Genomic DNA, 24,666 nt, shown 5'->3' with positions numbered 1-24,666 from the left:
AACAGCTTCGGGGAGATCGTCATGCGTCGCGTCAATCATTCTGGTGCATACGGTGGCGCGCATCGGCGCGAGCGCGGCGTTGTGGCAATCATGGTTGCGCTCGCGATGGTGCTGCTGTTCGGCTTTGCGGCACTCGCGCTCGATCTGGGCAAGCTGTATATCGTGCGCAGCGAACTGTCCAATGCCGCGGACGCCTGTGCGCTCGCGGCGGCGCGCGATCTCACGGGGGCTGTGTCGCTGGAGACGTCCGAAGCAGCCGGCATCACGGTCGGCGCAGCCAACAAGATGCTGCTCCAAAGCCAGAACGTATCACTGTCTGTGAATAAAAACGTGACGTACAGCAAGACGTTTGCCGGGCAGTATCAGACCAAGGACAAATACACGAGCGCCGACCTGCCGAGCATCGGCTATGTCCGCTGCACGGTTGTTCAGTCCGGCATCAGCAACTGGTTCATGCAGGTCATTTCCTCGACGCTGGGCACCTCGGCGGTAGCGGCCACCGCGGTCGCGTCGACCACGCAGGCGCAGACGACGTGCGCGTTGCCGATGTACGTCTGCCAGCCGCCAGCCCCGGCCAGCATCAACATTTACGACTGGCTGTGCAGCAAGTCGGGACCAGGTTCGCCTCCTCCCTGCGACAAGAACACCGGCAATTTCGGATGGGTCGATCTGGGTCAGGGTGGCGGAGCAAGTGCGACGGCCAATCTTTTCTCGGGCTACGGACAGTGCAACCTGCCGACGTCGAACACGCTGACAACTAACCCTGGGTTGGCGAATAACGTGGCAAACGCCTATAACACGCGATTCGGAATTTACTCCGGAGGACAGTACAAGGGCCCCGCCGATGGACCGCCCGATTTCACGGGTTATGCCTATACGAGCGATTGGCTGGCGGCAGGCAATACGCAGCAAACGAGCTTCGCTGATTTTCTCAAGCAGCGCCTGAAGTTTTCGGCCTACCAGGGCGACAGCGCGGCCGGTGTGTTCACGCAAACCCCAAGCCCGCCGGCGAGCAGCATTTACACGCAAGGTGCCGACAGACGGCTTGCCATTATCCCTATCGTCAGCAACTGCTCCTCGGTGAACGGCAGCAGTACGGTGAATGTCTCGTCGTGGGCGTGCGTGCTGCTACTGCATCCGATGACGACCAATTCGAACAAGGACACGATCGCGCCATCACCGATGAACGGCTGGACGATGGTCCAGTATCTGGGGCAGGCATCGGCAGCTGGTTCACCCTGCGCCACGCAGGGCATCCCAGGCACGACTTCGCTCGCGATTGGGCCGAAGGTGCCAGTGCTCGTGCAATAGGAGAAGCGATCATGCACAAGAAAGGCCTCTCTATTCGCCGTATGCGCGGCGCCGTCGCGGTCGAATTCGCGTTTCTCGCGATTCCGTTGACGCTCCTCCTGCTCGGCATCGCCGAGTTCGGCAATGCGTTTTACCAGTACAACACGATCGACAAGTCCGTGCGTGACGCAGCGCGGATGCTGTCGGCCTACAGCCCATTGCAGGCCGACTATCCGCTGGACTCTGCGCGATGCGTGGTCGCGTACGGTAACCCGGATTGCACAGGTTCTCCATTGCTTGGCGCGTTGACGAAAAACATGGTCGTGATCTGCGACCAGGTGAACACGACGGGGTGCACGGGGCAATTCAAGAACGTTCAGACCGACCCGAGCGGAGACACCATCAACATCGTTCAGGTGACGGTCACGGGGTATGCGTATTCGCAGATCACAGGTTTCTTCAACCTGGCCGGACTGGTCTTCGGCGACATCAGCTGCGTGATGAGGCAGATATGAAAACGATCGATATCAAGATTACATATGGCCGGCGGCGTGAACGCGGTTTGGCCGCGGTCGAGTTCGCGCTCATCGCGCCCGTCTTCTTCATGTTGCTGATCGGGATCATGCAGATGGGGTTCTTCTTCTTTTACTGGAATACGGCCACTGAAGCGACACGGCTCGGCGCCCGCGTTGCGGTGGTCTGCGACGTCAATACCAGCCAGTCCGCAACCAATCCCGTGATCAAGAACATGCAGCAGATGCTGCCGATCCTGCAGCCGTCCAACGTCACCGTGGCGTACTCGCCGTCGGGTTGTGACGCCACTTCATGCGTTTCGGTCACGGTTAGCGTGTCGAATGTCACCGTCGATACGGTGGTGCCGTTCGTGAAACCATTTTCAATCGGGATTCCGAATTTCTCGACGACATTGCCGCGCGAAAGCCTGGACAGTCAAGGCGGCACCAACCCGACCTGCAGTTAGACGATCGATGCAAACAGGATGCCATCATGGTTAACATTCTCGCTATCTCACCGGAGCCTGCTCGCGCGAACGAGATCGGGCGTGCGCTCGCCGCGGGTGATTCGCGCTACCGCTTCCATACTTCGGAGACTTCGCTCGCGGACCTTTGTATCCAGCATGATGCACTCGACGACATCGACCTGTTGCTCGTCGACGGCGTGCAGATGACGGCGCAGGATTTCACGACGCTCGCTTCGCTGACGTCGCAGCACGCCAGTCTGGTTTGCGTGATGCTGACGCCCGATCCTTCGGCCGAGGTCGCGCTTCGTGCGATGCGCGCAGGCGTGCGCGACGTGCGGCCCTGGCCGGCGCCTCACGAAGACCTGCTGCGCGCCATCGACGAGATTGCGAGCAGGATCCAGGGCGCAAGGCGCGCCGGTAAGGTGATTTCCTTCGTGTCATGCAAGGGCGGCAGCGGCACGTCGTTTCTGGCCGCAAACCTCGGTTTTGCAGCGTCGGCCGCCGGCAAGCATGCGCTTCTGATCGATCTGAGCCAGCAATATGGCGAGGCGGCCTTTCTGGTCACGGAATCCACGCCGCCCGCCACGATCGCCGATGTATGCATGCAGATAGACCGGCTCGATCAGGGCTATCTCGAAGCGTGCCTGACCCATGTAGCCGACGGATTCGACGTGCTCGCGGGCGCGCCCGACCCAGCGCGAGCGAAAGAGATCAAGCCGGAGCACCTGCAACGCATCGTAAGTCTCGTGCGCCATCGCTATGACCTCGTCATCTTCGATGTTGGTCAGAGCATCAGCAACGTGTCGATAGCGGCGCTCGACCTGAGCGAAAGCATCTTTCCGGTGGTGCAACTGAGCCTCCCGTACCTGCGCGGTGCACGGCGACTGCTGGAAATGTTCAGGTCGCTTGGTTACGGCAGTGACCGAATCCACCTAGTGGTGAACCGCTTCCACAAGAAAGGTCCGCTCGGTCTGGCAGAACTGGAGAAGACCCTCGGCCAGCGCGTGGAGACCGTGATACCGGAGGACAGCGCGTCGGTGTCGGAGTCGATCAATCAGGGCGTGCCCATCTTGCGGCTAGCCAGGACGAGCGGTGTGGCGAAAGGCCTGTGGGAAATGGCGCATTGCATCTTGCCTGCACCCGAGGCCAACGGTGGCAGTTTCCTGCAGAAGCTCTTTCGCAAGCCGATTCCAGCCAGAGCCTGATTTAGGGGGAGCCAAGAAATGACGAACATAACCTCATTGCGCGATCAGTTTTCCGACAACGGCGATTCATCACTGCGCGATCATAGTGTCGCCCGGACGAGCATGGCCAGAAAGGCGTATCAGGAGCTTCGCCGAAACGTTCACCAGTCGATTATCGAGCGCGTGGAGTTGGAAAAGCTTCAACGCCTTTCGCCCGACCAGATGCAGCACGAGATCGCACTGCTTGTCGAGCGTATCATCGATGAGGATTCGATCCCCGTCAACGAGATCGAACGGCGTCAGCTGATCCGCGATGTACGCGACGAGATGCTCGGCTTCGGTCCGCTCGAACCGCTACTCGCGGACCCGACCGTTTCCGATATTCTGGTCAACACATCGAGGCACGTGTACGTCGAACGGCGAGGCAAGCTCGAGCTTACCGATGTCACCTTCTACGACGACGCGCACCTGATGAAAGTCATCGAAAAGATGGTGTCTCGCGTGGGCCGCCGAATCGATGAATCGAATCCGATGGTGGACGCGCGTCTGCCGGATGGTTCCCGTATCAACGCGATCATCCCGCCGTCCGCGATCGACGGGCCGCTGCTGTCGATTCGCCGTTTCTCGGTCAACCCGCTGACGGTCGCAGACCTGATGGAGAACCAGAGCTTCACGTCGCCGATGATTCAGGTACTCGAGGCGTTGTCTGCGGCGAAGGTGAATATGCTGATTTCGGGCGGTACGGGCAGCGGGAAAACCACGCTGCTCAACGTTTTGTCGGGCTTCATTCCGGCCTATGAACGCATCGTGACCATCGAAGACGCAGCCGAACTCCAGTTGCGCCAGTTGCACGTTCTGCGGCTGGAAACCCGGCCGCCGAATATCGAGGGAAGAGGCGAAATCACCCAGCGCTCGCTGGTCCGCAACGCGCTGCGGATGCGCCCGGACCGCATCATTCTCGGCGAGGTCCGTGGCGCGGAAGCGCTGGACATGCTCCAGGCGATGAACACGGGGCATGAGGGGTCGCTCGCAACGGTGCACGCGAACACACCAAGAGACGCGCTGACCCGGCTCGAAAACATGATCGGCATGGCCGGCCTGAACCTGCCGCCGAAAGCCGCCCGCCATCAGATCAGCTCTGCGATCACGGTAATTGTACAGGTCGCCCGCCTGACGGACGGACGTCGGAAAGTCACGAGCATTCAGGAGATCACCGGCATGGAAGGTGAAGTGATCAACATGCAGGAGATCTTTACCTTCAAGCGCGCCGGTGTCGACAAGGATGGCAAGGTCACGGGCCATTTCTGTGCGACGGGCGTGCGCCCGAACTTCTCCGACCGGCTGCGCGAATTCGGCGTGCCGGTTCCCGATGACCTGTATGACCCGACAAAGCGCCATGTGGTGTAAGAACGCCACCGCAGGCCACGGCCTGCGACGGGCGCCGCACATCGAGGACGTTGAGGAGGCTTCGTCGTGAACTATCTATATTACGGTTTCGTCATTCTGGTGTTCTTCTCAATCACGCTGTTGATCGAGGCGGCTTATCTTTGGTGGCAGAGTCATCATAGCAGCGCGGCCAGGCGTATTGAAAACCGCGTCCGCATGGTCGACAGAGACGGACGCGTCGCCCAGAACGCCGAGTCGATCCTCAAGCAACGCGCGCTGGGTAGCTCTGCACTCGCGGAGCGAATGCTGCTTCGGGTTCCGCGCATTCATTCACTCGATCAATGGCTCGTCCAGACGGGCCTCGGCTGGTCTGTGCAGAAGTTCGCGTTCCTCGTGGCGATTCCGGCCGTTGCGGTGCTTCTGATATGCAGTCTGTTTTATGTGCCGCTGGTTTTTACGTGCACGTTGATGGTTCTTGTGGGAGCTGTTGCGCCATTCTGGGCGTATCGCGCCAAAGAAAAGCGGTTCAAGCAGCTTGAGGAACAATTGCCCGAAGCAGCGGACATGCTCAGCCGATCGCTGAAGGCCGGCCACTCGTTCGCCACGGCCCTCGGCATGGTGGGCGACGAGATGCCTGATCCGATTGCCAGCGAATTTCGAATCGCGTTCGATCAGACGAGCTTCGGCGTGCCGCTCAACGACGCATTGGGCGAACTCGCGACCCGCGTGCCCATCCCCGATCTTCGCTATTTCGTGATCGCAGTTCTGATCCAGCGGGAGAGCGGGGGCAATCTGGCAGAGATTCTGTCGAACATTTCGCAGCTCGTTCGCAGCCGCCTGGCGCTGCTGGGTAAGGTGAGGGCGCTTTCGGCGGAAGGCCGCCTGTCAGCGTGGGTTCTGGGCGCCATGCCGTTCGGGCTGGGCGGACTGATGTCCATTGTGAACCCTGATGTTCTGCCCATCCTGTGGAACGATCCGGCGGGCTTCAAGATGATTGAAGTCTCGCTGGTGGCGATGCTGTTCGGCTTTGTGTGGATGCGCAAAATTGTTCGCATCCATGTATAGCCGGACCTGAACCTAACTTTGGAAACGAGGTGAGCCCATGCCCGTCATGAGTGGTACACAACTACTGCTGCTGGTCGCCGTATTTGCGATTATTGGCGCGGTCACATTTGCAGCCATGGCTCTCGTCATGCCGAGCTCGGTGAACCGGCGCCTGGACAAGCTGAGAAGCGACGATCAGGTGCCGTCGAAGGCGCAGGCTGTCGAAACTGAATGGGTCGAGAAGATTGCGCAGGTTTCCAGGCCATTCGCGAAACTCTCGATTCCCAAAGAAGGCTGGGAAAAGTCGACGTTGCGCACGAGATTCACGCACGCCGGGTGGCGCAGTCCGTCGGCGCCAGGGATCTATTTCGCCGCCAAGACTGTACTCATGGTCGGGCTGTCGCTCGTCCCGCTCGTGACGGCCGGACCGTATCTGATGGGCGCGCACAATTATATGCTCATCGGGATTGTTCTGGTATTGGCCGCGATGGGCTACTACCTGCCCAACCTGGTTCTTGCCTTTGCGATTCGCCGGCGCCAGCGAGTGATTTTCGAAGACTTTCCGGACGCTCTGGATCTGCTCACCGTGTGCATTGAGGCGGGCCTCGGTATGGATGCCGCTATCGTGAAGGTCTCTGAGGAAATACACATCAAGAGCCCGAAGTTGAGCGAGGAGTTTCAACTGCTGACCCTCGAACTGAGAGCGGGCATGAGCAGGGACGATGCTCTCAAGAATCTGGCCATGCGGACCGGGGTGGAAGAACTGAACGTGCTGGTCGCCATGTTGATCCAGGCGCAACGCTTTGGTACCAGTGTGGGTGATTCGTTGCGAGTGCATTCTGAAAACCTGCGCCTCAAGCGCCGGCTGCGCGCCGAAGAGGCCGCCGGGAAAATTGCAGTGAAGCTGCTTTTTCCTCTCATCTTCTGTATTTTCCCGTCGCTGTTGCTGGTCCTGCTTGGACCAGCCTTCATTCAGGTGCTGCGGATTCTGCTGCCTGCACTCGCCAGTCAGACGGGGACCACAGTTCCATGAACATCGCGGCAGGCACGGGGAGCGTACCGACTACTCCAGAAGAGCACATTGTTTTCGTGCAGATAGATCGACCAGAAATTGACGTCTGCTCCGGCTGCTATCTGCACCGTGCGCCTTCGTCAATGCGTACTGCCATCAAGAGAAGACCATGAACACAACTACTAGCGTCAGATCCACGCCCTCAACGCGGACAATCGGTTTGCCGGTGCGCGCGCCGCAAGAAATCTCTACTTATGGGTTGTCGCGGGCGTTACTCGAAATTGCTGCGCGAACCTGCACCGCTTTACTGTTGGGCTTGTTTGCATACTTCGCGATTGTCAATTGGCGCGCCGATCCGGGGCGCATTACTCTTCTGCTGATAGTAGTGGCGGAATGCGTCACTGTCGGACTATCTCTTTTCGCGCGGACTCCAGTTCGGCGCGACTGGTCGCCATTCGCTTTTGTATGTTCGATCTGCGGAACTTATTACTTCCTCGCGGTGCAGCTCGCGCCTGGCGTGCGCCTGGTGCCTGAGGCGGTTGGGGCTACGCTGCAGATCGTGGGGATCTGTTGGCAGATATTTGCCAAGGCCACATTGCGCGCTTCATTCGGGCTGTTGCCCGCAAACCGCGGGATTGTATGCGGCGGACCGTACAGGTTCATGCGGCATCCCATCTACTTCGGCTATTTTGTCGCGGATATCGGGTTTCTGCTCACCAACTTCGGGACCTGGAATCTTGTCGTTTATATCGTTCAGTTTGTGCTCCAGATAGGGAGGATTGTACGGGAAGAATGGCTTCTTTCCACCGACGGCGAGTACCGCGCTTACATGGCACGGGTCCGTTTTCGCGTGATTCCGGGGCTGTTCTGACGGGGCATCTAAGCATTTTAAACTTTTCGCTGACGATACGTGGATAACAGGGTGGACGTGAGCACCGTGGTTCGACACGCTTGGTGAAGGCCGGCGCCATCGGAGCAAATTGCCTTGTCCCGACGCTAAGCGCTCGCGCACATTAGACGAGGTGGTCTTCGTCAGGGGACGCGATACGACAGTGGCGGAGCCCATGCTTGAATCGTGTGCTACCGCGCAAAGATGCCGCAACTGGCGCGGTCAAGATAGAAAGGACGAAGCACGGGACACTTCACTGGGCCGGCCCCCCGCCCCCCGAAAACCAGACACTAGGTAACGCTTAAACCCACGAGGTAGTCGTCCGCCTATGCTTAAGCCGACAACTAACAACATGGAACCCGTTGAGGGATCACCGGAGGGTACATTGCAGAAAAGCGGACATAAGCAAAGACGCCGCGAGACCGAACCAGTTCCGGCGAACACAGGGGAGATGGCGCGATTCGAGCGTGCACTATCGACCCTGATACTTCAATTTAATGAACGACACATTATGGGATACCTTGCTGCCCATAGCGGCTACACGATCTCCCGTGCATGCTTGACTATTCTGGAGCATCTGAAGTCGCATGATTCAATGCGCGCCAGAGCGTTAGCGGTTCGCCTCGGAGTGGGAGCTCCGTCTCTTACGGCGCATCTCAAAGCACTCGAAAATGACAGGTTAATCAGTCGAGTGGTCGATCCGTCGGATGCGCGCGGAGCGATTTTCAGCCTTACCGAAGGCGGAAGAACTGCCTTGAAGAGCGTGCACGAATCACGAGCGGCTCTCATTGCAAGTGCGCTAAGCGACGCTACGGACCAGAAGACTATCGAGCATGCAGCGCAGGTTCTGGACGGAATCGCCGAAGGGCTTGAGTTGCGGCGAAAAGCCGACTAACGATCGTACCCAACTATGAGGAGTGAGGCGTGCGCGGCCTTCTCGCTCCCTGTACTGCCTGATGACGGGTGCCTTGCTCAACTATCGGACTTGCCAACGGCCTATGCATGCACGACAAGTCCCAGAAGTGCTTACCCTAGGTTGCGCATGACCGCCATTGGCCGAGAATATGCAGCGACAATAAAGAAACGGGGCAAGAGAATGAAAACGGGGAACCGGAAAACCATTTCATGTTTTGAAGGCTTGCGTGGTGCTGCGGCGCTCCTGGTCGTGCTGCTGCATATGAGGCTCAAATGGCCGTTCCTCGGATTTACGTATAACGGCTATCTCGCGGTTGACCTGTTCTTCGTTCTGAGCGGCTATGTGATTTGCCGATCGTATAGCGGGCAGTTGATGGGTCCTGCACAGTTCTGGGTCTTCGTGATTCGCCGCTTTGGCCGGTTATGGCCTGTTCATGTTGCAACCACTGTTCTGTTCCTAATCATCGGCAACGCGCTTTTGATGTCGTGGCCACCGGTTATCCCGTCGCCGACCGAGGCTCTCGCACTCGCATCAATGACGCAAGGGCTAAACCTGTTCGATCACTACGTAGGAACCGGCGTTAGTTGGAGCGCGAGTGACGAGTTCTACGCCTACCTAATCTTTGCCGCACTATGTCTGTTTTTTCGCCGTCGTGCCCGCTTGCTCGCTTTCCTCGTGCTAGCACTCGCGGGATACGCGATGGCAATTTGGTGTGCTGCCGGAACGCAGTTCGATTGCCTACGGCGCGGCGAGTGCTTGAACATGACCTATAGCTACGGATGGACGCGCTGCCTTGCAGGGTTCTTTATCGGAGTATTGATTTTCGAGCTGAATGAACATCGTCTGCTACGCATCGTGTCGGGTAAGCGCAGTGCACAGGTGTTGGCGTTTTTGGCTGTAGCTCTGCTTCTTTGGCTGTCGAGCGTGAAGCCCGCTGTCGCGTTCGCCGCACCGCTCGTCTTTGGCGCCCTGATTGCGTCGTTGCAAAGTGATGGAGGCCCCGTCGCGCGTCTCTTCCAGTGCCGCCCCGCGCTCTACCTCGGGAAGATCTCCTACTCGCTGTATCTCGGACACGGAGTTATTGCACCGCTCTTTGTAGTGCTTTATGACAGGACCGCAAATCTCACCGCGCAAGCCGCGTTATGCGCCGTGTTTCTATTTCAGTCGATTGCGCTCGCCCATCTGTTGTATCGGTTTGTCGAAACTCCGCTTCGCGATCGCTTTTATTCATGGTCGAACACGGCATTTCGTTCGCTGTCCGTCAACGCGACTGACCGAGTGCATTCATGAAAGCGCAACAGGAGCCGGCGCCAGCACAAGTACGTGTCGACCGCGAAGCCGCCGGCCTGACTCAGACCGAAGCCGGCCCGCTCGTGCATGTCAATCTGCGCTCATGGCAGCGGTGGGAGTCCGGAGGCCGCACAATGTATCTGATATTTTGAGAACTGTTTCTGCTTAACAGGTTGCTGAAGTACCCATCAGTGGAAGCAGCACCCCTCCGTTTACGCAGCTTCTGTTGCAAGCTTTTTCGCATTGCGAAATTTCAGCGCGGATTCAACATTATTTTCGATGGCCTGAGGCCAATTTCTGGGCTCGTTGCTGCCATTTCCGCCACTAAGGGCGGACTTGTCCCAGTGAACGCACGCGCACGAGGTTGTAGGCCGCCATGTTCAACACGAACATCTGGTCCACCTTCTTCAAGCCACGCACCATGACCTGGCGCATGCGTCCCACGGTCTTGGCCCATCCGAAACCTTGTTCGATCAACTTGCGCTTTTGCTGCGAAATGGCGTAGCCCACGCTTGAGGCAATCGTATCGGGCACCGCTGAACACCGGCCCGAAGTGTTTTGCGCGATCACATGCGTCGGCGCACCTGTATCCGACACTGTCCATGCGGCCGCAGTTCATTCGCTCCGATCATTCAGTTTAACTAAGTAGAATTTCGTGCGTTCAATGCGCCCAACGTTATCTGTGGCGTCTGCCCCCAAGGGAAACGGGCGGCTTTTTCTATCCGGTTAGGCCAGTCGCAGGCGCACCGTGGAAGAGCGGGTGTCCTGCTGTGTTATGCCCTGTTTTGATAGGCAGTTTCGGCTTGATTCCTTGTTTGCGCGCAAAACAGTCGTTTGCAGGAAGCGTCCTGACGGCAATCTGTTGAACCTGCTGGAGGCGCTCAACTCCCGATGACCTCGGGGTGATTGCGGTGGGAAACCAACGGCGATGTCCTTCCTTTTCAAACGCTGATAGGAGCGTGTGCACGACCGCAACGCCTAGCGTCACCCGGGCCATCCAGCGGAACACCCTCCAGCGACGGAAGGCGGTACGGAACAGTATTGCGATCGCTATTCCTACCAGGAAGATGCAATCCCGGAGCTGTCGTGAAAAAAGATTTAATTTTTTAGACATCCTATTTTCCCAGGCGCTGTGCGTGGTGCTCTTTATCGACTGGACGCTGGGACTCTCGCGCGACCTCGCGCTGGGACATCTTCCAATATTACGGCGAGGGTCACATGACGAGAACTGAAACAACGGTCAGCCGGTCGGATGGCAGGTTTCGGCTTTATCGGCTCGCATGGGGGTGCTCTGGTCGAAGAGCTGTCGGGATCGGACATATGTGTCAGGAGCGGAAAAGACGCTCGATCGGCGTTCGTGGATCTCGGCGAGGCAGAACGGGATAGCCTGGTGGACAGGCGTGACTTTGGCGTCGCGCTCGTATCGAACACAATCCTGGCTGCGATCGGGAGTGGTGCAGAAGTGCCCGAGGTCCCGGCTGTCGTCTCGACGAATTGCCCGGGCGATGATGTCGCGGCGGGTAGCCCGAGAGCGGAATGCCGCATCGGGTTCGCCTTGACTGACCCCAATAACCTTGCATCCTATATACGCATGCAGTTGCGGCTGATGGCGGGAGACACCTTTGGCGTTTCACGTTACGTGATGCAGTACACGGTGGCCGCTCTTGGAGGCAGGTCCGCCGCGGAGGTCGACGCGATTCTGCGGCGAGTCATTTACGCAGCGACGTTACGCCAGCGCAGGGAAGGGATTGCGGTGGTCACCATCGAGGACGTTTGCACAGCACTTCGCGGCAGCTGAGGACGGGCCAGAAGCGGCAGAAAACGACAACGTACGCCGCAGGCGTGGATCGCGACGAATTTGACAGGCGTGCTGCTTGACGGTTATACCAGGTACCGGACACCTCTGCCGTACCTGCGGTTCATGTCCTCCCGGTTCTGGCCGTTCGCAATGCCCGGTTCCGAGCAGCTCGGATAGGTGTCTTCGACTGGAAGGCAGCAGTGGCCGGGGCGGAATTCGGACGTCGATGGTGCGTACGCTATTCCCAGGCCGGCATCCGAAGACTGAACATGACACGTCTATCTCTGCTGCCAGGTCGCATCCATCTGGATACCGGGCCGCGTGACCGGCCGCGTCCGCCTGGTTGCGTGGGGCGCAGGCGCCGTCTTTGCGCGGTGGAAGCGGCGCTCCGTGACTCGCGTTTCAGGACTGAAACGATCGGTACACACAAGCGCCGCTTGGTGAATGCCTGTTTGCCGGTACTGAAGCGCCCCGGGATTTCCGGAGGCTCCAATTCTTGAGAAAATGGAGCTATGGAAAACACGAAGAAGAAGTCGCCAAGGTTCTCGCCGGAAGTTCGTGAACGGGCTGTGCGGATGGTGCTGGAACATCAGGGCGAGCGCGACTCGCAATGGAAAGTGATCGCGTCGATCGCAGCGAAGTTTGGCTGCTCGGGCGAGACGCTGCGGAGCTGGGTGCGCAAGGAAGAGCGGAATCGAGGTTTGCGCCCGGGCACGAGTACGCAGGAGCAGGATCGGCTCAAGGAGCTGGAGCGGGAAGTGCGTGAGCTTCGGCAGGTCAACGAAATCCTGCGCAAGGCGTCAGCGTATTTCGCACAGGCGGAGCTCGACCGCCGACCGAAGTGATGATCACGTTCATCGATGATCACCGGCACGTCTACGGGGTCGAGCCGATTTGCAGGGTGCTGCCGATCGCACCGTCGACATACTACACGCACGTGGCCCGCCGCACCGATCCTGACCTGGTGCCGTCACGGGCCCAGCGCGACAGGATGCTCAAGGATGAGATCCGGCGCGTGTGGGAAGAAAACTTCCAGGTTTATGGTGCCGACAAGGTCTGGAAGCAATTGAAGCGCGAAGGCATTGTCGTGGCGCGCTGCACGGTCGAACGGCTGATGAAGCTGATGGGCCTGCGCGGCGTGGTGCGGGGCAAGACAGTACGCACGACGGTGAGCGATGGTTCGACGCCGTGCCCGAAGGATCTGGTGAACAGGCAATTCACGGCCGAACGGCCCAATGCGCTGTGGGTGTCAGATTTTACCTATGTATCGAGCTGGCAGGGCTTCGTCTATGTCGCGTTCATCATCGACGTGTTCGCCCGGCGCATTGTCGGCTGGCGTGTGTCGAGCTCGGCGCGCACGGACTTCGTTCTGGATGCGCTGGAGCAGGCCTTGTACGAACGACAGCCGGCGCAGCAGGACGGGCTGATCCATCACAGCGACCGCGGCGTTCAATACGTATCGATTCGCTATACGGATCGGCTGGTCGACGCTGGCATCGAGCCGTCAGTGGGCAGCGTGGGTGACTCCTACGATAACGCACTGGCTGAAACGATCAACGGCTTGTACAAGGCAGAAGTGATCCATCGCCTTGGTCCGTGGCGCAACTTGCAGGCCGTTGAAATGGCGACGCTCGAATGGGTGGACTGGTTCAACAATCGTCGGCTGCTCGGCCCCATCGGCGACATTCCACCTGCCGAGGCAGAAGCCGCTTATTATTCGAAACTCGCTGGGTCCGCCATCGGGGCGTGACTCAAGCAAAACAGCCTCCGAAAAACCCGGGGTGCTTCAGTACCTTGGTTGCAAAGTCGCCTCATCGGCGGTTCATGCCGCGTAGAGTTCTTCGCGAGACCCGATAGGCTTCCGGTCCGGACGTGGATCGCGGCGGGCGGGAATCGTGTTTCAGAAGTGAATCACGGAATTGAAGGTCGCTCTTTATCTGGCCGAAGCCTCGTGGCATTTGCGAATCAGGATCGGCGCGGGTCACTTTCCACACTGTTGGGAATTCGCTGGGCGGTTCGCACGTTTCGCAAATGAAACGATTTAAACGGAAAAGCTGGCGTTCGCACCTAATCTGCGGCCTGCCCCACAGAAAATCGCGATTTGGCACAGTCTGTGCTTTTTCGATCGACCGAGTTCGGCTTTTAGGTTAATAACAGATAGTTTGCGGTCTGATTCTTGTTTCTAATTGCTGAGCATCGCTGAATACAAAGAAGCTCGATGAAGAGGCTTTAAGCACAATTCAATCAACGAGAAAACGCTGAACGCGTGCTACGCCGCGCGTCGGGGGACAAGCAATGTTCGGTGTCAAAGGTGTGTCAGTGCAGTCCTTCTATTCGCAAACGCCCGAGACGTTCAAGGCTATGCAGCACCTGGTCGCGGTGATGGACGATCTCTCAAGGCCCATGCAGTTGCTGGAGAACTTGGCGGACCATATCGGAAGAACAATAGCGGCGATGCGGTCAGATGGGATCATCACGCCGCAATCGTCCGCCGCCGATATTCACTTCGTGCTACAGGAAAGGTTTACCAGGTTCTTCGAGGCGTTCGCCACCCGGGCGGGCGCTCAGGCCGCTGCGGCAGTAATTTTCAATGACGAGGTGTCGAAAGGCATTGTCGAGACATACGTCCTTTGCGGGGTGGAAAAATGACAGGACTAAAGAAGCTGTTCAATGTCGCGGTGCTACTGTTCATGGTCTGCTGGAGCCTCGCCTTGCTGGTGCCGGACCAGACGACCTTAGAGCATGACACGCATGCGAACCGCGGCGGCGAGACGATTGAACGGCAGCCAGCGTATGGGCAGACTGGCGCAACTCGTGTGAGCGTTGGTACACCGTAGGATGGCGCCAAGGAGCGTTACGCGTTCGCACTACCTCAGGGAGACTTCCGGGCCCGAAGGTACACATCAAGATCATCTGTGACATGGTGGCCATCATGTCGACGGTGCATTCACGGGCCCTTGCGCCGGCGTCTGCCTGCCGGTGATCTGCGCGAAGATGGCTCGCATATGCCGGATGCCATGCTTCGCGAAATAGCCAGCGCGTCCCCACCAGGTTGGAAAGACGAGGCATGACGATGTCGCGTATGAGTTGCCGCCACTCCACGACGACTTGTACTGCTGCTCGCCCGGCCCGAAGTCGAAATCCAGCCCTCGGTCGAATGCCCATTTGACACATTCATCGACGAGCACGGTTCCCGGTGACAGGTTCGCATGCTTCAGGTCGTACGTCGTCGTCAATAGATACGCGCGCGTGGCGCCTACCGCAACGACGTTCGCGGCAAGCGGTTTTCCCTGGAGTGTCAGTACAAACAGGTGAAACACGCCGTGCTGATAAGCAGCGTTCGTTAGAAGACCGTTCCAGAACCTGCTGCTGGATTCGGAATAGACCCACGGACTATCGATGCCGTTGTGCTGTGCCCATTCGCGCTTTCGCAAAGCAGACCACTCGACTAGCGACGGGATGCGCGGATCATTCGAGTCGAGCATCTCGACATTGAATTCGCCATGCGCGGCCAGCCGCCGTTTCAGATAGTTCGGGCGGGTTTTCGAGCGGCCCGGTCGCGAGCGGCAATACGCTTCCCAATCATGCTGGCCTCTCAATGGGGCATAGGGCGTGCGTTCCTCGGTCGCGCGGCGCGTCACGGCATCGCGCGTCAGGCAGCGTTGCAGTGGCGAACTCGAGTTAATGCGCCAGAACTCGAAAACGTCGGCCTGCGTCGATTTGCGGGCTACTCGCCATGCACCCATCGCTACCTGATGGACGTCGCAATCGGGCGCGACAAGGATGTCGCTTGGTGATCTGTTGGGCGGCGTAAGCGGAGTGGCGTATTTCCAGCAGTTTCTCCACGACGTGACGAGCGGCCAGAGCGCGACGAGCCGACCTTCACGCCGTGCAGTGATGCAGTGGAGTTGACGTCGACGTGCGGCCTCCGCTATGAGACTGCCGTGGCAGTACGCGTACGACTGAAAGTACTCGCCTCCGGCACGAGACCACAAATCGTCCCACTCGGGCTGCATGGCACAAAAGCTGTCGAGATCGCGAACGACTTCGAACGTCATGGTGTGCATCGCGAGTTGCTCCCGAAGACCTGTAATCTTCTGCTAAAGGCGAGAGTCTTTATCCGAAGCCACTGAGGCTGAATAATGGCCATGGCTAAGAAAGGTACCTTTCTTTTTGCTTGATGTCTACAAGCTGGAGCGCGCAGTTCGTGTCACGCGACGGCTTGTTTTGGTAGGAGGAAAGGAGGCATCGCAAGCGGTGCGTTCTCGAGAAATTCGCAAAGCTGCCTCAGCGCAGTCAGATCAATCGCTTGCGCCCGGCCGCATTGAATTTACTTTTGGAATATGGCCTTATCAAGGCAATTGAAGCGTCGCAGTGCGACGTCGCCGATGATCGACGAGCGACAAACGTCAGTCTGGCGGGAGAGAGGGTGACCAACGATTCGACGGTGCTCCGACGTCGCCTGCCGCCGCAAGGCTGGTTGACCACGATACCGCCATGTCCGCCATGGATCTGGTGGAGGGGGCTTGGATTCGAACCAACGTAGGCGTTAAGCCAACAGATTTACAGTCTGTCCCCTTTAGCCACTCGGGCACCCCTCCGTAATTGATGATTGTGGGGCGCGAGAAAATCTAGTCAATGCTCTTACGACCTGGCGTGTTCCCTCCCGCACAGTTTCTGCAAAGCAACTGCTGCGGATCAGAGCGCCAAAGCAAAGCTCAAGAAGCGGATAGGGCACAGGTCAGACCAGGAAAAGGCTAACTGTGGTCGCGCGAATGGCGCCTGAATGCCGGTCCGCTGCCGGGTTTCTTGCGCCCGTGCGATGCATGGGCAAGCGTCGTTTGCTCAGGGAGGTTTTGCCCGGGTTTTCAGTGCCTCGTTTTAAATATTTTCGTCCAGTTCAAGCTGCTCCTCGGCAGCCACGCCTGTTGAGCCCTGTTGCACCGTGTAGATTGCAAGCGCGTCGAGCAAGGATTGCATGGACCGAGCGATATGAAACCTGGAAGTGAAGCACTGTCTGGCGCGCGTGCGCATGTCAGCCCACTCGCGTCGCGAAGCGTCCAGCCAGCGGTGCAACAAGCAGACTGCCCCTGCCAGGTCGTCCTTGTCTACGAAGCCTGCGCCAGACTGTTCGATTTCACGCCAGATGTTGACCTTGTCTGTAATCAGCGTCGGGAGCCCCGCAGACAACGCTTCGGCCACAGCAACCCCAAAATTCTCCTGATGCGAGTTGAGCACAAAAGCGTCGGATACAAGGAATGCGCCCCACTTGAGGTCGTTGTCGAGCAATCCCGTCCATGTCACCCTTTCTGTCAACTGCAACTCGTAGCACAGGGCTTTCGCCGCCCTCGCGTACTCGCTGTCATCGGGGCCCGCTATGATCAGTCGCACATCGTTAATCTTGTCTCGGGGCGTGTCTTGTATGCATTGAGCCAGCGCCCTCAGCGTAAGGTCGATTCCCTTCTTTTCGTGGATTCGCCCAAGAAAGAGGAGGATTCTTTTGCCGCGCAAATGCGGAAACCTCGAAAGGAAAAGTTCGCGTTGCATGTCCGGATTGCCAACGGCACCTGCTGTGCCGTAGCTGATGACATGCTCGTTGCAGTGGTATGGGCGAAACGATTGGCGGGCCAATAGACGTTCTTCCTCGCACGTAAAGAACACGGCATTGGCATCGCGAAGAACCCGGTAGTCTGCCCATGGCCAATAGAGCATCTTTTTGAAGTGCTTTAACGGGTAGCGCTGCTTGAAGTACGGGTCCAGCATCCCGTGCGTGAATACGAAATAGGGTATCCCCGAATCGCGTAGCGCACGCCAAACGCCAAACGATATGTAGTTCCAGATTCCGTTGACAATCACAAGGTCGTATTTCGGCGCGTTGGCCCGCAGCCACGGGACCAGCCTCGGAGCGTATCTGTACTTGCCGAACCCCGGGCCGACGGGATGACAGATGACTTCACACTGAGCGAGTGAGCGCTCGTCGGGTCCATCGAGCGTAACGATCTCGATCGAATTTCCCATGCGCCGATGCTCGCGAGACGCCTGAATGATCCTCTGAATAGGTCCTCCATATGCCGGATTGACGGTGATGATGGCATGAAGAATTCGCAAACCCATAGAAATGTATCCTTGAAATCGCAATCAATCGTGGCACTGTGACTTGCACCTGCGTTAGAAAAACGAATGGAATTGCTGGTGGTATGGAGTAGACAATTCCTGTTTAATTTCCGGCTATCCGCCTGCGTAGGCGTCGTTGCGCTTCAGGATCACGTTTGTGAGGGCGAGCACGTTTTGGGCGAAAAGCTCGGGGGTCCAGTCACGGATCGTTGATTCCGCATTGCGGGCGAGATCTTCGCGAAGCGCATGGTCTTCGGCGAGCTGCTTCATTCTCATTGCAAGCTGCTCGCGGTCGTCAGGCCGAACAATGAAACCGTTGATGCCGTCATGCACAACTTCGTTCGCGCAGCCACAGGTCCGCGACACGATCGCTGGCCGCCCGGCAGCCATAGCCTCGTTGACACACAGCCCCCACTGGTCGAATGCGCTAGCGAGCACGATGAAGTCTGCGAGCGCATACAAGGCTGGCATGTCGCAGTTCAGAATCGCGCTGAAGATCAGGACTCGCTCGCTTAGCCCGAGCGCGGCAATCTTTTCACGAATCGTCTGTTCCAGCGGACCCTGACCGACGAGGACGAGGGACACCCCCTGTTGCGCAAGCTCTGAGCACGCGAACGCCTCCAGAACGAGCGGCACGTTCTTGCGCTCGACAAAGCGGCTCACGCATAGCACGTATCGTGACGGCAGGGCGAAGCGGTGTCGCGCGCTGTCGGCGTGTGCGCGTACGGCTTTTGCGGCGTCGCGAAAGTAGGCAACGTCGATGACATCAAATCCGATACGTGATCGGTGCAAGGGAATGCCGAGCGATTCGGCGTATCGACGATGTTTCTCACCGGCCACGAGTGCACCATCGAAGCGTGAGACGAGGATTCTTTTCAAGGCTTCCTTGAGTCGGTGCCGTTTTCCGTCGTCAGCCTTCGAGTCCGACATGTAGACCAGCTTGAATCGACGCGTCAGCGTCCTGAGCAGACACAGGTAAATCGAATAGCTGGTGTTGTAGCCGAGCGTGATGACAAAGTCGGGGCGTGTGGCACGCACGATTACGCGGAGCCGGGCCGCCACCGTCAGCCAATGCTTGGTGCCTGCAGCGGTACCCTTGAAGACTGTAACCATGTCGGACTGCGCATCCTGAAGGAACGCCGTGCGATTGCTCTGCGGATAGTCATAAAAGCTCGTGAATTCGAATAGCTCTACGAGGGATACCTTGCATCCATGTCGCAGCGCAAGCTGCACGAGCGCGCGGTAGCGTGGTATGTGATAGTCGCTAAGGTTGCCGATAACAAATTGAACGTGCATAGAGTCGATCTCACCCGGTGCCCTATATCGCATTCCGCTGCTGCGCTTCAAGGCGCGGGACGAGATCATCAGGCTTGCAGCCTCGAAAGACAGCGGAATAACTCCCGGCTGCCGCGGATATCTGCGGACGCCGCCCCCTTCTTTTACATTTGGACGCGTGTCGTTCTGCGCCAGAATCTCGGTTATTTTCGCCACTGGCAACACATAGGAAGATTGGTCGGAAAGAGTGTCAGACATGGCGCGTGCCGGGTGTAACCTGTTCAACATCGAATTTCCAAAAAGCAGGCCGGTGCGCTTCCCCCGACATGGCCACCAGGCCATGAAGCGTTGAGCAGAAAATCTGGTCTTGTGTTCGGGGCGTTTGCTGCGCTGAACAATAAGCAGGCGAAGTGCTGGTGGAGACATCCGGGATTTTCTGTTGCCCGGGAAAAGAGTTGATGCATAGGGGAGACATGAAGCCATGAACAACCTCTTTTTCAGAAGCACGCGTCGGGTGCTCAAAGGCGCAGCGTCGCTTATGCCCGATGACCTGTATCTGGCCTTTTCCCATCGTCGAAGAATCGGGCGGTTTCCGAACATGAAGCGTCCGAAGGCGTTCAACGAAATGATCCTGATGCGATGCCTGCAACCGGATCCGCGCTGGAGCAGCCTGGCCGACAAGTTGAGGGTCCGCGAATACGTAAGGGAACGCATCGGGGAGAGGTACCTTATTCCGTTGCTCGCGGCGCCCGATGTTTTTACGAAAGACGTTTTCGACTCGCTACCATCATCGTTTGTGATGAAAGCGAATCACGGCTCCAACTTCGTTGAAGTAGTTTTGGACAAGTCGAAAAGATCGTTTGAAGAACTCCGTCGGATCGCCGGCAGATGGTTGAGCATTGACTACTATCGGGTGGCGCGTGAACAGCACTACAAGGGCATTCAACCCCGGATCTTCTTTGAAACCCTGCTCCTCGACCAGGCGGGCACCGTTCCGTCTGATTACAAGATGCACATGTTCGGCCGCGGTCCAGACGGTCCGGTCATTTACACGGGCATCATTTCCGATCGTTTCGGCACGCCTCGCGCCGATGTCTACGACGCCCGGTGGAACAGACTTGATCTGGCCTGGGGCGACTACGCGCGCAGCGAACGCGCAGTGCCTAGACCGTCGAATTGGGAAGAGCTCAGCAGCGTAGCCATGGCGCTGGCCGATGGGCTTGGTTACGTGCGTGTAGATTTCTATTCGTGTGACGATCAGATATTTTTCGGGGAGCTGACATTTACGCCCGGGGGCGGGACGATGCCCTATACGCCTGATCGCTGCGATTATGACTGGGGGCGTATCCTGCAAAATGCCAACTACTCCGTTACTCGGGGATAAGGCAAAAGCCACGGGGATGCCTGGCCTGGAGCATTGCGAGCATCGTAGCGGAGCATGGCGGATGAGGTGCGCGCGTTCTCGCATGCGCGGGCATGCCCGCTGGCAATTCGGCGCTTTTGAGCTATCCGCATGCTGGCTCGCCACCCGATCCTGTCTGACAGGCGCTATCGACGCTATCGTTCGGTTGAGGTAGCGAGGTGTTCCGTCCCGAGGCGAAGCAACGTGTCGGGCGATCCGCAGTTCGGTGAGCTTACTGTAATCAACGCCTGCGCCGGTTGTGCATCACCTGGAATGCGTTGTTTTCAGCACCGGTTTGAGGTGCGCCGGCCGACCAGAGACCCGCCGGAGAACCGTCCAGTGTGTTCTGATGAATCCATGAGCCGCAAACGTTACAGCGGTATTGGACATAGCGGGTGACCGTGTGCGCAGGTGGGCCAACGACCTCTGCCCGGATCCGCTGTAGCGACGCATGCGGGGTGACTGTCGAAGGCATGCCTACCAGGGTGTCACATGCAAAGCACCGGTTCATAGTCACCTCCGTTGTCACATCGATACGGTCAACGCATAGAGCATGGGCGATCACTGATCAAGATGCCGCGGACGGATTGTCTTTTTGCTGGATAGATCGCAGGGACTGAGCGTTTGCTCAGAGCGACCGTCCTGACGGCCCCAGTGCCGCCGCAGCCGTCCGTCAACGTACGAACACGTGATGATTGTTTTGACTTGATCCAGACCGGCGTTTCCTCGAACGAAACGACCATCGGGAGAAATCGCATGTCCCCGGCCTATGGTCCATATTCCGACCGGGTCCAGATGAGGATGGATGTTTGCAACGGCGAGCTCGGGCAAGCCTTCGAACTGGTGAACAAGGTTGATCGTGTCGTCATCGACAGCACGCGGTTGTGCCATGATGCCCTTCCGTCGTTGCCCCGTCCTTACTTACCTGTTGCAACAGGCGTCGGCCCCTCGTGCAGGCCGATGTCGAATAAATCTGTCATGGAGTCTCCATATTCAATGTTCGCTGCCCCACACAACATTGAATCGAGCATTCGTTCGATGAATAGGCAGCCTTTCTGGAAATCCTCTATTTCATGAATTTCGATACCCGAGCCTGGCTATCTTTGAAATCATGCACGCAAGAGGTCTCTTGAATTAATTTTAGAGTTTTCCGGTTTCGGATAGCTGAGCCCATCTCGAACGCTGGCGTCTGCCTCTTATACCGGCATCAGCAATCGAAGCAGTGCGGCATTGTCTAGATCGCAGATCGCTTTGCGGGTAGGGAAGATACGCTTTTGGTCAAGAAATAAGGAGTACAAATACATCGATTGTTCATTGACACGCGATTTGCTGTGCGCTCAATCAAAAAGCATACGGTACTCGTGCGCATTGCTCAAGGAAAAGAGGGGCAACTCGATTCGCAAGGCGAACCGCTCGCCAGGGAACTCTCTTCATTAGGCTGTCGATCTTTCACAACCCTGGGAAGTGGCCGGCTCGACCTGTTCAAGCCGCGTGCACCTCTCGAGAGTGCGCGATGGTGGGACGTGGCGTTGCTTACGCTCATCGATAGAACCGCGCGAGGCGAGGATTGTGCACAGAGCAGAAGAACGTCGCCAGATCCCGCGAGAGGGCACGTCGTGTCCAGAAGGGTGGATTTCGTCTGATCTTTCGGTACAATCCCTATTTGAATGGACATACTTATTCGTTGGCGAGGACTTCGGGGCGGGGTCCAAATCTCTGTCCGCGCGATTGATTTCAGTCGGGGTCGGAACCAACGTTCGATCGTCTGCAAACAGGCGCTCCAAAGCCGAATCTTAAGTTGTCAAGCGTCCCTCCCAGATTGTAAAAAAAGATTTCCCCAATTCACCTAGGGTTCGCGAACGAAAACCTTATTTTTCCCGAGCGAATAGGTGAGTATCGACCAAGTTGGCGAATCATCTTCGGGTTAGTCCTTAACCGATATGATTGCCGTCAGCGTTTCAACAATGAAACGTTTATACTTCGGTTTCTTTCAAGCCACACGCAAATTATACCTCGAGGTTCAAAAGGGTTCGGTAATTGTTGCATTGCCGCTCTCTTGTACGCGGTTCGACCGCTGTGTGGGCCGATCAGGCACCTGGCGATATCGTATGGCTAAGCGGATGCTTAGCTGCGGGAGAAACCAGAGCTTATGCCGGCCCCGTCGATTGAACATTCGCGCGAGCCGAAGGTGAAAGATAAAAGAAAGCAGTATCAATCTTTTAGTATGCCTAAATGTAAGGGTCGAATTAGAAGGTTGATTGTCTGTCAGCAGTGTGCCCGGGTGTGTGCCGTCGCTCTTTCCCGCACTGCATCCGGTTGATGCAACCCATGGCTTTTTCGTTAAACGGAACTTCATTGAGGGGGTGTTTGTGTACGCGCGTTGAGGACTACTAAGTTGAAAGTTCAGTAAGGTTGGCGGGTCTGCCTGGCTGGCTCAACATGCGACGGTCCTTGGGGCTAAGTATCTGGGGGTGTCGACCTGCGGATATTCACATCATCAGCGTCGAGCGTGCTCGATGGGTTCTTCCTTTTCATCCGTAAAGAGTTTCAGATCTATTGGAACGAAATCAATGAGACAAATTAAGTACTTCTTATTTCTACTTTTTTCGCTGACCTTCTTTTCCGCAGCGCATGCAGCGGGCAATCCGGCTTCGGTTACCGTCAACGGCGTCACGTGGACGAAATGTGCCGACGAACACGGCACCTGCAGTTTCTCGGGCACGCAAAGCGTGCTCTATGGTGCATGGCCTCCGAACTCGCCATCGGCCATGTACGCAGTGAATGGCTCCTACACCCGCAGCGTGCCGTGTGACAACAGCGCGATGGCTGATCCCGCTACTGGTTACATCAAGGCGTGCTATGTGAAGTCCACCACGACCACGTCGTCGGCTACCCAATACACGCCGCCGGCACTGGTGAATCCGGTGAACCCGATCACCTATGGCGCAAAGTGCAATGGCTCGACCGATGATACGGCTGCGTTCCAGAAGGCGATCAATGCGGGCGACGTGCTGGTTCCTGCCGGCACCTGCGTGATCAATGGCACGCTCAATGTGCGGGTGAGCAACCGCCACATCCAGTGCCAGGGCACCATCCTGAAGCGGACCACGGGCTACAACATGCAGATGTTCGTCATCGGCGACTACAAGAACGCCTATACGAATGACAGTATCGTTGAGTGCAATTTCGTGGGCGCAAACACCGCGGCCCCGCAGTACTACAACAACGACAACCGCCATTGGGATATTCCGGTTGAAACAACCGGTCCGGTAAGCAACTTCTTCCTGGCGGGCAACAGCTTCAAGCAGTTCTTCGGCCAGTCGATGTTCCAGACCTACGGCGCGCCCAATGGCGGCAGTGGCGACAAGATCATCTACAACACGTTTGCAAGCTGCGGCTACTATGGTCCGGTGTTCGTTGCTCACACCAATGGCTACATCGGCCATAACACGGTGACCGACTGCGCGGTGGGTATCGAGAACGACAACACGACCCAGGCGACTGGCAACAACGTGATCGAGTACAACACGATCAAGGCTGTGTACGGCTATGGCGCACCTGACATGACTTCGTCGGTGATGCTCACGGGCGGCGTGGCGGCGAGCGCCGACTACTCGACCAACATCGTGCGTAACAACACGGTGTCGGGCACGAGCAATGCGCAGGGTTTCCGTGGCGCCAATATCCCCAGCCGTACCATCATCGGCAAGAACTGGGGCATCAAGGCGGCGCAGTACTCGAACAACACCTGCGTGACGGGTTGCTCGGTTACGCCGTAATCAATCGATAGTGACCCGCGCCTGCGAAGGTCAACAGGCCGGGCTGTAAACTACACCTCAAAGTTGGATACCGATCCGACTTTGGGGTGTTTTTGCGTGGAGCGCTTGCGTTTCCGGATGACCTTGACTTTTGCGTAACGTGTGCCAAGAACGTGAGCATCGACTGACCGATGCTTGCGATGCGTTACCGAAGATAAGGGACAGTGACACTCATTCGGTCCAGTCGCATTACAGGCCCTTCAACCCTCCGACGGACGTCGCCGCCCCTGTGTCCCGCATCGGTACTCTCATTCTTGCGAAGGCCTTCC

Annotated in this window: 19 protein-coding genes, 1 tRNA gene, 1 pseudogene and 1 other annotated feature; of the genes and pseudogenes, 15 read left to right on the top strand and 6 right to left on the bottom strand. The window is 57.6% G+C overall.

Features of this window, described 5'->3' with window-relative positions; genetic code table 11:
- Positions 1 to 21: 21 nt before the first annotated feature.
- The 10 genes from C2L64_RS13735 (at position 22) to C2L64_RS13690 (ending at position 9,990) form a co-directional block, all read left to right on the top strand.
- The gene (locus C2L64_RS13735; protein WP_090836323.1) at positions 22 to 1,311 is read left to right on the top strand and encodes a pilus assembly protein TadG-related protein; all 1,290 of its coding nucleotides are present in this window, start codon (positions 22 to 24) and stop codon (positions 1,309 to 1,311) included.
- Between the two features lie 11 nt (positions 1,312 to 1,322).
- A complete protein-coding gene (locus C2L64_RS13730; RefSeq protein ID WP_090836322.1) occupies positions 1,323 to 1,805 on the top strand; it encodes a TadE/TadG family type IV pilus assembly protein in 483 nt (160 codons plus the stop codon).
- Positions 1,802 to 2,269, top strand: a complete 468-nt coding sequence (locus C2L64_RS13725) for a TadE/TadG family type IV pilus assembly protein (RefSeq protein WP_090836321.1) — start codon at positions 1,802 to 1,804, stop codon at positions 2,267 to 2,269. The genes C2L64_RS13730 and C2L64_RS13725 overlap by 4 nt, the downstream gene beginning before the upstream one ends.
- Before the next feature lie 26 nt (positions 2,270 to 2,295).
- Positions 2,296 to 3,474 (top strand): AAA family ATPase, encoded by a 1,179-nt coding sequence (locus tag C2L64_RS13720; RefSeq protein WP_090836320.1) that lies wholly within the window; start codon positions 2,296 to 2,298, stop codon positions 3,472 to 3,474.
- Between the two features lie 18 nt (positions 3,475 to 3,492).
- The gene (locus C2L64_RS13715) at positions 3,493 to 4,860 is read left to right on the top strand and encodes a CpaF family protein (protein WP_090836319.1); all 1,368 of its coding nucleotides are present in this window, start codon (positions 3,493 to 3,495) and stop codon (positions 4,858 to 4,860) included.
- Between the two features lie 66 nt (positions 4,861 to 4,926).
- Positions 4,927 to 5,904, top strand: coding sequence for a type II secretion system F family protein (locus C2L64_RS13710; protein ID WP_090836318.1), 978 nt, complete (start codon positions 4,927 to 4,929; stop codon positions 5,902 to 5,904).
- 37 nt (positions 5,905 to 5,941) lie between these two features.
- A complete protein-coding gene (locus C2L64_RS13705; RefSeq protein WP_090836317.1) occupies positions 5,942 to 6,916 on the top strand; it encodes a type II secretion system F family protein in 975 nt (324 codons plus the stop codon).
- A gap of 148 nt (positions 6,917 to 7,064) precedes the next feature.
- The gene (locus tag C2L64_RS13700) at positions 7,065 to 7,766 is read left to right on the top strand and encodes a methyltransferase family protein (RefSeq protein WP_090836316.1); all 702 of its coding nucleotides are present in this window, start codon (positions 7,065 to 7,067) and stop codon (positions 7,764 to 7,766) included.
- Between the two features lie 370 nt (positions 7,767 to 8,136).
- Positions 8,137 to 8,679, top strand: a complete 543-nt coding sequence (locus tag C2L64_RS13695; RefSeq protein ID WP_158660513.1) for a MarR family winged helix-turn-helix transcriptional regulator — start codon at positions 8,137 to 8,139, stop codon at positions 8,677 to 8,679.
- 147 nt (positions 8,680 to 8,826) lie between these two features.
- Positions 8,827 to 9,990: an acyltransferase family protein gene (locus tag C2L64_RS13690; protein WP_158660512.1), complete on the top strand. Its 1,164-nt coding sequence runs from the start codon at positions 8,827 to 8,829 to the stop codon at positions 9,988 to 9,990.
- Positions 9,991 to 10,314: 324 nt separating this feature from the next.
- On the opposite strand, the pseudogene C2L64_RS13680 reads toward C2L64_RS13690, so the two are convergent.
- Positions 10,315 to 10,557 (bottom strand): annotated as a pseudogene (locus C2L64_RS13680) (transposase); the annotation flags it as partial.
- A 685-nt stretch (positions 10,558 to 11,242) separates the two neighbouring features.
- Here C2L64_RS13680 and C2L64_RS13675 point away from each other — a divergent pair.
- The 3 genes from C2L64_RS13675 to C2L64_RS13665 all read left to right on the top strand — a co-directional run bounded on the left by C2L64_RS13675 (position 11,243) and on the right by C2L64_RS13665 (position 14,437).
- Complete coding sequence (locus C2L64_RS13675) at positions 11,243 to 11,788, top strand: hypothetical protein (protein ID WP_090836313.1); 546 nt, start codon at positions 11,243 to 11,245, stop codon at positions 11,786 to 11,788.
- Positions 11,789 to 12,300: 512 nt separating this feature from the next.
- Positions 12,301 to 13,538 (top strand): IS3 family transposase gene (locus tag C2L64_RS13670; protein ID WP_244144585.1). Its coding sequence is split into 2 segments (ribosomal slippage): positions 12,301 to 12,604 and positions 12,604 to 13,538, totalling 1,239 coding nucleotides; the frame shifts between segments, so codons are not numbered across the junction.
- Positions 12,591 to 12,707, top strand: a sequence feature (AL1L pseudoknot). It overlaps the preceding gene by 117 nt.
- Positions 13,539 to 14,083: 545 nt before the next feature.
- Positions 14,084 to 14,437 (top strand): hypothetical protein, encoded by a 354-nt coding sequence (locus C2L64_RS13665; RefSeq protein ID WP_090839183.1) that lies wholly within the window; start codon positions 14,084 to 14,086, stop codon positions 14,435 to 14,437.
- Between the two features lie 281 nt (positions 14,438 to 14,718).
- On the opposite strand, the gene C2L64_RS13655 is transcribed toward C2L64_RS13665, so the two are convergent.
- The 4 genes from C2L64_RS13655 to C2L64_RS13640 form a co-directional block, all read right to left on the bottom strand.
- Positions 14,719 to 15,855, bottom strand: coding sequence for a GNAT family N-acetyltransferase (locus tag C2L64_RS13655; protein ID WP_090839179.1), 1,137 nt, complete (start codon positions 15,853 to 15,855; stop codon positions 14,719 to 14,721).
- 446 nt (positions 15,856 to 16,301) lie between these two features.
- Positions 16,302 to 16,389: transfer RNA gene (locus tag C2L64_RS13650), tRNA-Tyr, on the bottom strand.
- Positions 16,390 to 16,669: 280 nt separating this feature from the next.
- Positions 16,670 to 17,902, bottom strand: a complete 1,233-nt coding sequence (locus C2L64_RS13645; protein ID WP_090839177.1) for a glycosyltransferase — start codon at positions 17,900 to 17,902, stop codon at positions 16,670 to 16,672.
- Between the two features lie 114 nt (positions 17,903 to 18,016).
- A complete protein-coding gene (locus C2L64_RS13640) occupies positions 18,017 to 19,603 on the bottom strand; it encodes a glycosyltransferase family 4 protein (RefSeq protein WP_244144706.1) in 1,587 nt (528 codons plus the stop codon).
- Positions 19,604 to 19,658: 55 nt separating this feature from the next.
- Here C2L64_RS13640 and C2L64_RS13635 point away from each other — a divergent pair, with 55 nt between their 5' ends.
- Positions 19,659 to 20,561, top strand: a complete 903-nt coding sequence (locus C2L64_RS13635; protein WP_090839171.1) for an ATP-grasp fold amidoligase family protein — start codon at positions 19,659 to 19,661, stop codon at positions 20,559 to 20,561.
- Between the two features lie 579 nt (positions 20,562 to 21,140).
- Here C2L64_RS13635 and C2L64_RS53210 read toward each other — a convergent pair.
- Complete coding sequence (locus C2L64_RS53210; protein WP_143055849.1) at positions 21,141 to 21,470, bottom strand: lysozyme; 330 nt, start codon at positions 21,468 to 21,470, stop codon at positions 21,141 to 21,143.
- Positions 21,471 to 23,149: 1,679 nt separating this feature from the next.
- On the opposite strand from C2L64_RS53210, the gene C2L64_RS13630 reads away from it, so the two are divergent.
- A complete protein-coding gene (locus C2L64_RS13630; RefSeq protein WP_103153697.1) occupies positions 23,150 to 24,358 on the top strand; it encodes a hypothetical protein in 1,209 nt (402 codons plus the stop codon).
- Positions 24,359 to 24,666 lie beyond the last annotated feature (308 nt).

This window comes from Paraburkholderia hospita (genome assembly GCF_002902965.1).
Taxonomy (GTDB): Bacteria; Pseudomonadota; Gammaproteobacteria; order Burkholderiales; family Burkholderiaceae; genus Paraburkholderia; species Paraburkholderia hospita.
Note: the sequence above shows the minus strand (reverse complement) of the source record. Positions and strands in the feature narration are given on the sequence as shown.

What these genes read in the sequence shown, in the direction of transcription:
- C2L64_RS13735 (WP_090836323.1), top strand. Translation starts at nt 22, where the DNA reads ATGCGTCGCGTCAATCATTCTGGTGCATACGGTGGCGCGCATCGGCGC.
- C2L64_RS53210 (WP_143055849.1), bottom strand. Translation starts at nt 21,470, where the DNA reads ATGGCACAACCGCGTGCTGTCGATGACGACACGATCAACCTTGTTCAC.
- C2L64_RS13655 (WP_090839179.1), bottom strand. Translation starts at nt 15,855, where the DNA reads ATGCACACCATGACGTTCGAAGTCGTTCGCGATCTCGACAGCTTTTGT.
- C2L64_RS13715 (WP_090836319.1), top strand. Translation starts at nt 3,493, where the DNA reads ATGACGAACATAACCTCATTGCGCGATCAGTTTTCCGACAACGGCGAT.
- C2L64_RS13730 (WP_090836322.1), top strand. Translation starts at nt 1,323, where the DNA reads ATGCACAAGAAAGGCCTCTCTATTCGCCGTATGCGCGGCGCCGTCGCG.
- C2L64_RS13675 (WP_090836313.1), top strand. Translation starts at nt 11,243, where the DNA reads ATGGCAGGTTTCGGCTTTATCGGCTCGCATGGGGGTGCTCTGGTCGAA.
- C2L64_RS13665 (WP_090839183.1), top strand. Translation starts at nt 14,084, where the DNA reads ATGTTCGGTGTCAAAGGTGTGTCAGTGCAGTCCTTCTATTCGCAAACG.
- C2L64_RS13640 (WP_244144706.1), bottom strand. Translation starts at nt 19,603, where the DNA reads ATGTCTCCACCAGCACTTCGCCTGCTTATTGTTCAGCGCAGCAAACGC.
- C2L64_RS13720 (WP_090836320.1), top strand. Translation starts at nt 2,296, where the DNA reads ATGGTTAACATTCTCGCTATCTCACCGGAGCCTGCTCGCGCGAACGAG.
- C2L64_RS13700 (WP_090836316.1), top strand. Translation starts at nt 7,065, where the DNA reads ATGAACACAACTACTAGCGTCAGATCCACGCCCTCAACGCGGACAATC.
- C2L64_RS13705 (WP_090836317.1), top strand. Translation starts at nt 5,942, where the DNA reads ATGCCCGTCATGAGTGGTACACAACTACTGCTGCTGGTCGCCGTATTT.
- C2L64_RS13695 (WP_158660513.1), top strand. Translation starts at nt 8,137, where the DNA reads ATGGAACCCGTTGAGGGATCACCGGAGGGTACATTGCAGAAAAGCGGA.
- C2L64_RS13690 (WP_158660512.1), top strand. Translation starts at nt 8,827, where the DNA reads ATGACCGCCATTGGCCGAGAATATGCAGCGACAATAAAGAAACGGGGC.
- C2L64_RS13630 (WP_103153697.1), top strand. Translation starts at nt 23,150, where the DNA reads ATGAGACAAATTAAGTACTTCTTATTTCTACTTTTTTCGCTGACCTTC.
- C2L64_RS13645 (WP_090839177.1), bottom strand. Translation starts at nt 17,902, where the DNA reads ATGGGTTTGCGAATTCTTCATGCCATCATCACCGTCAATCCGGCATAT.
- C2L64_RS13725 (WP_090836321.1), top strand. Translation starts at nt 1,802, where the DNA reads ATGAAAACGATCGATATCAAGATTACATATGGCCGGCGGCGTGAACGC.
- C2L64_RS13635 (WP_090839171.1), top strand. Translation starts at nt 19,659, where the DNA reads ATGAACAACCTCTTTTTCAGAAGCACGCGTCGGGTGCTCAAAGGCGCA.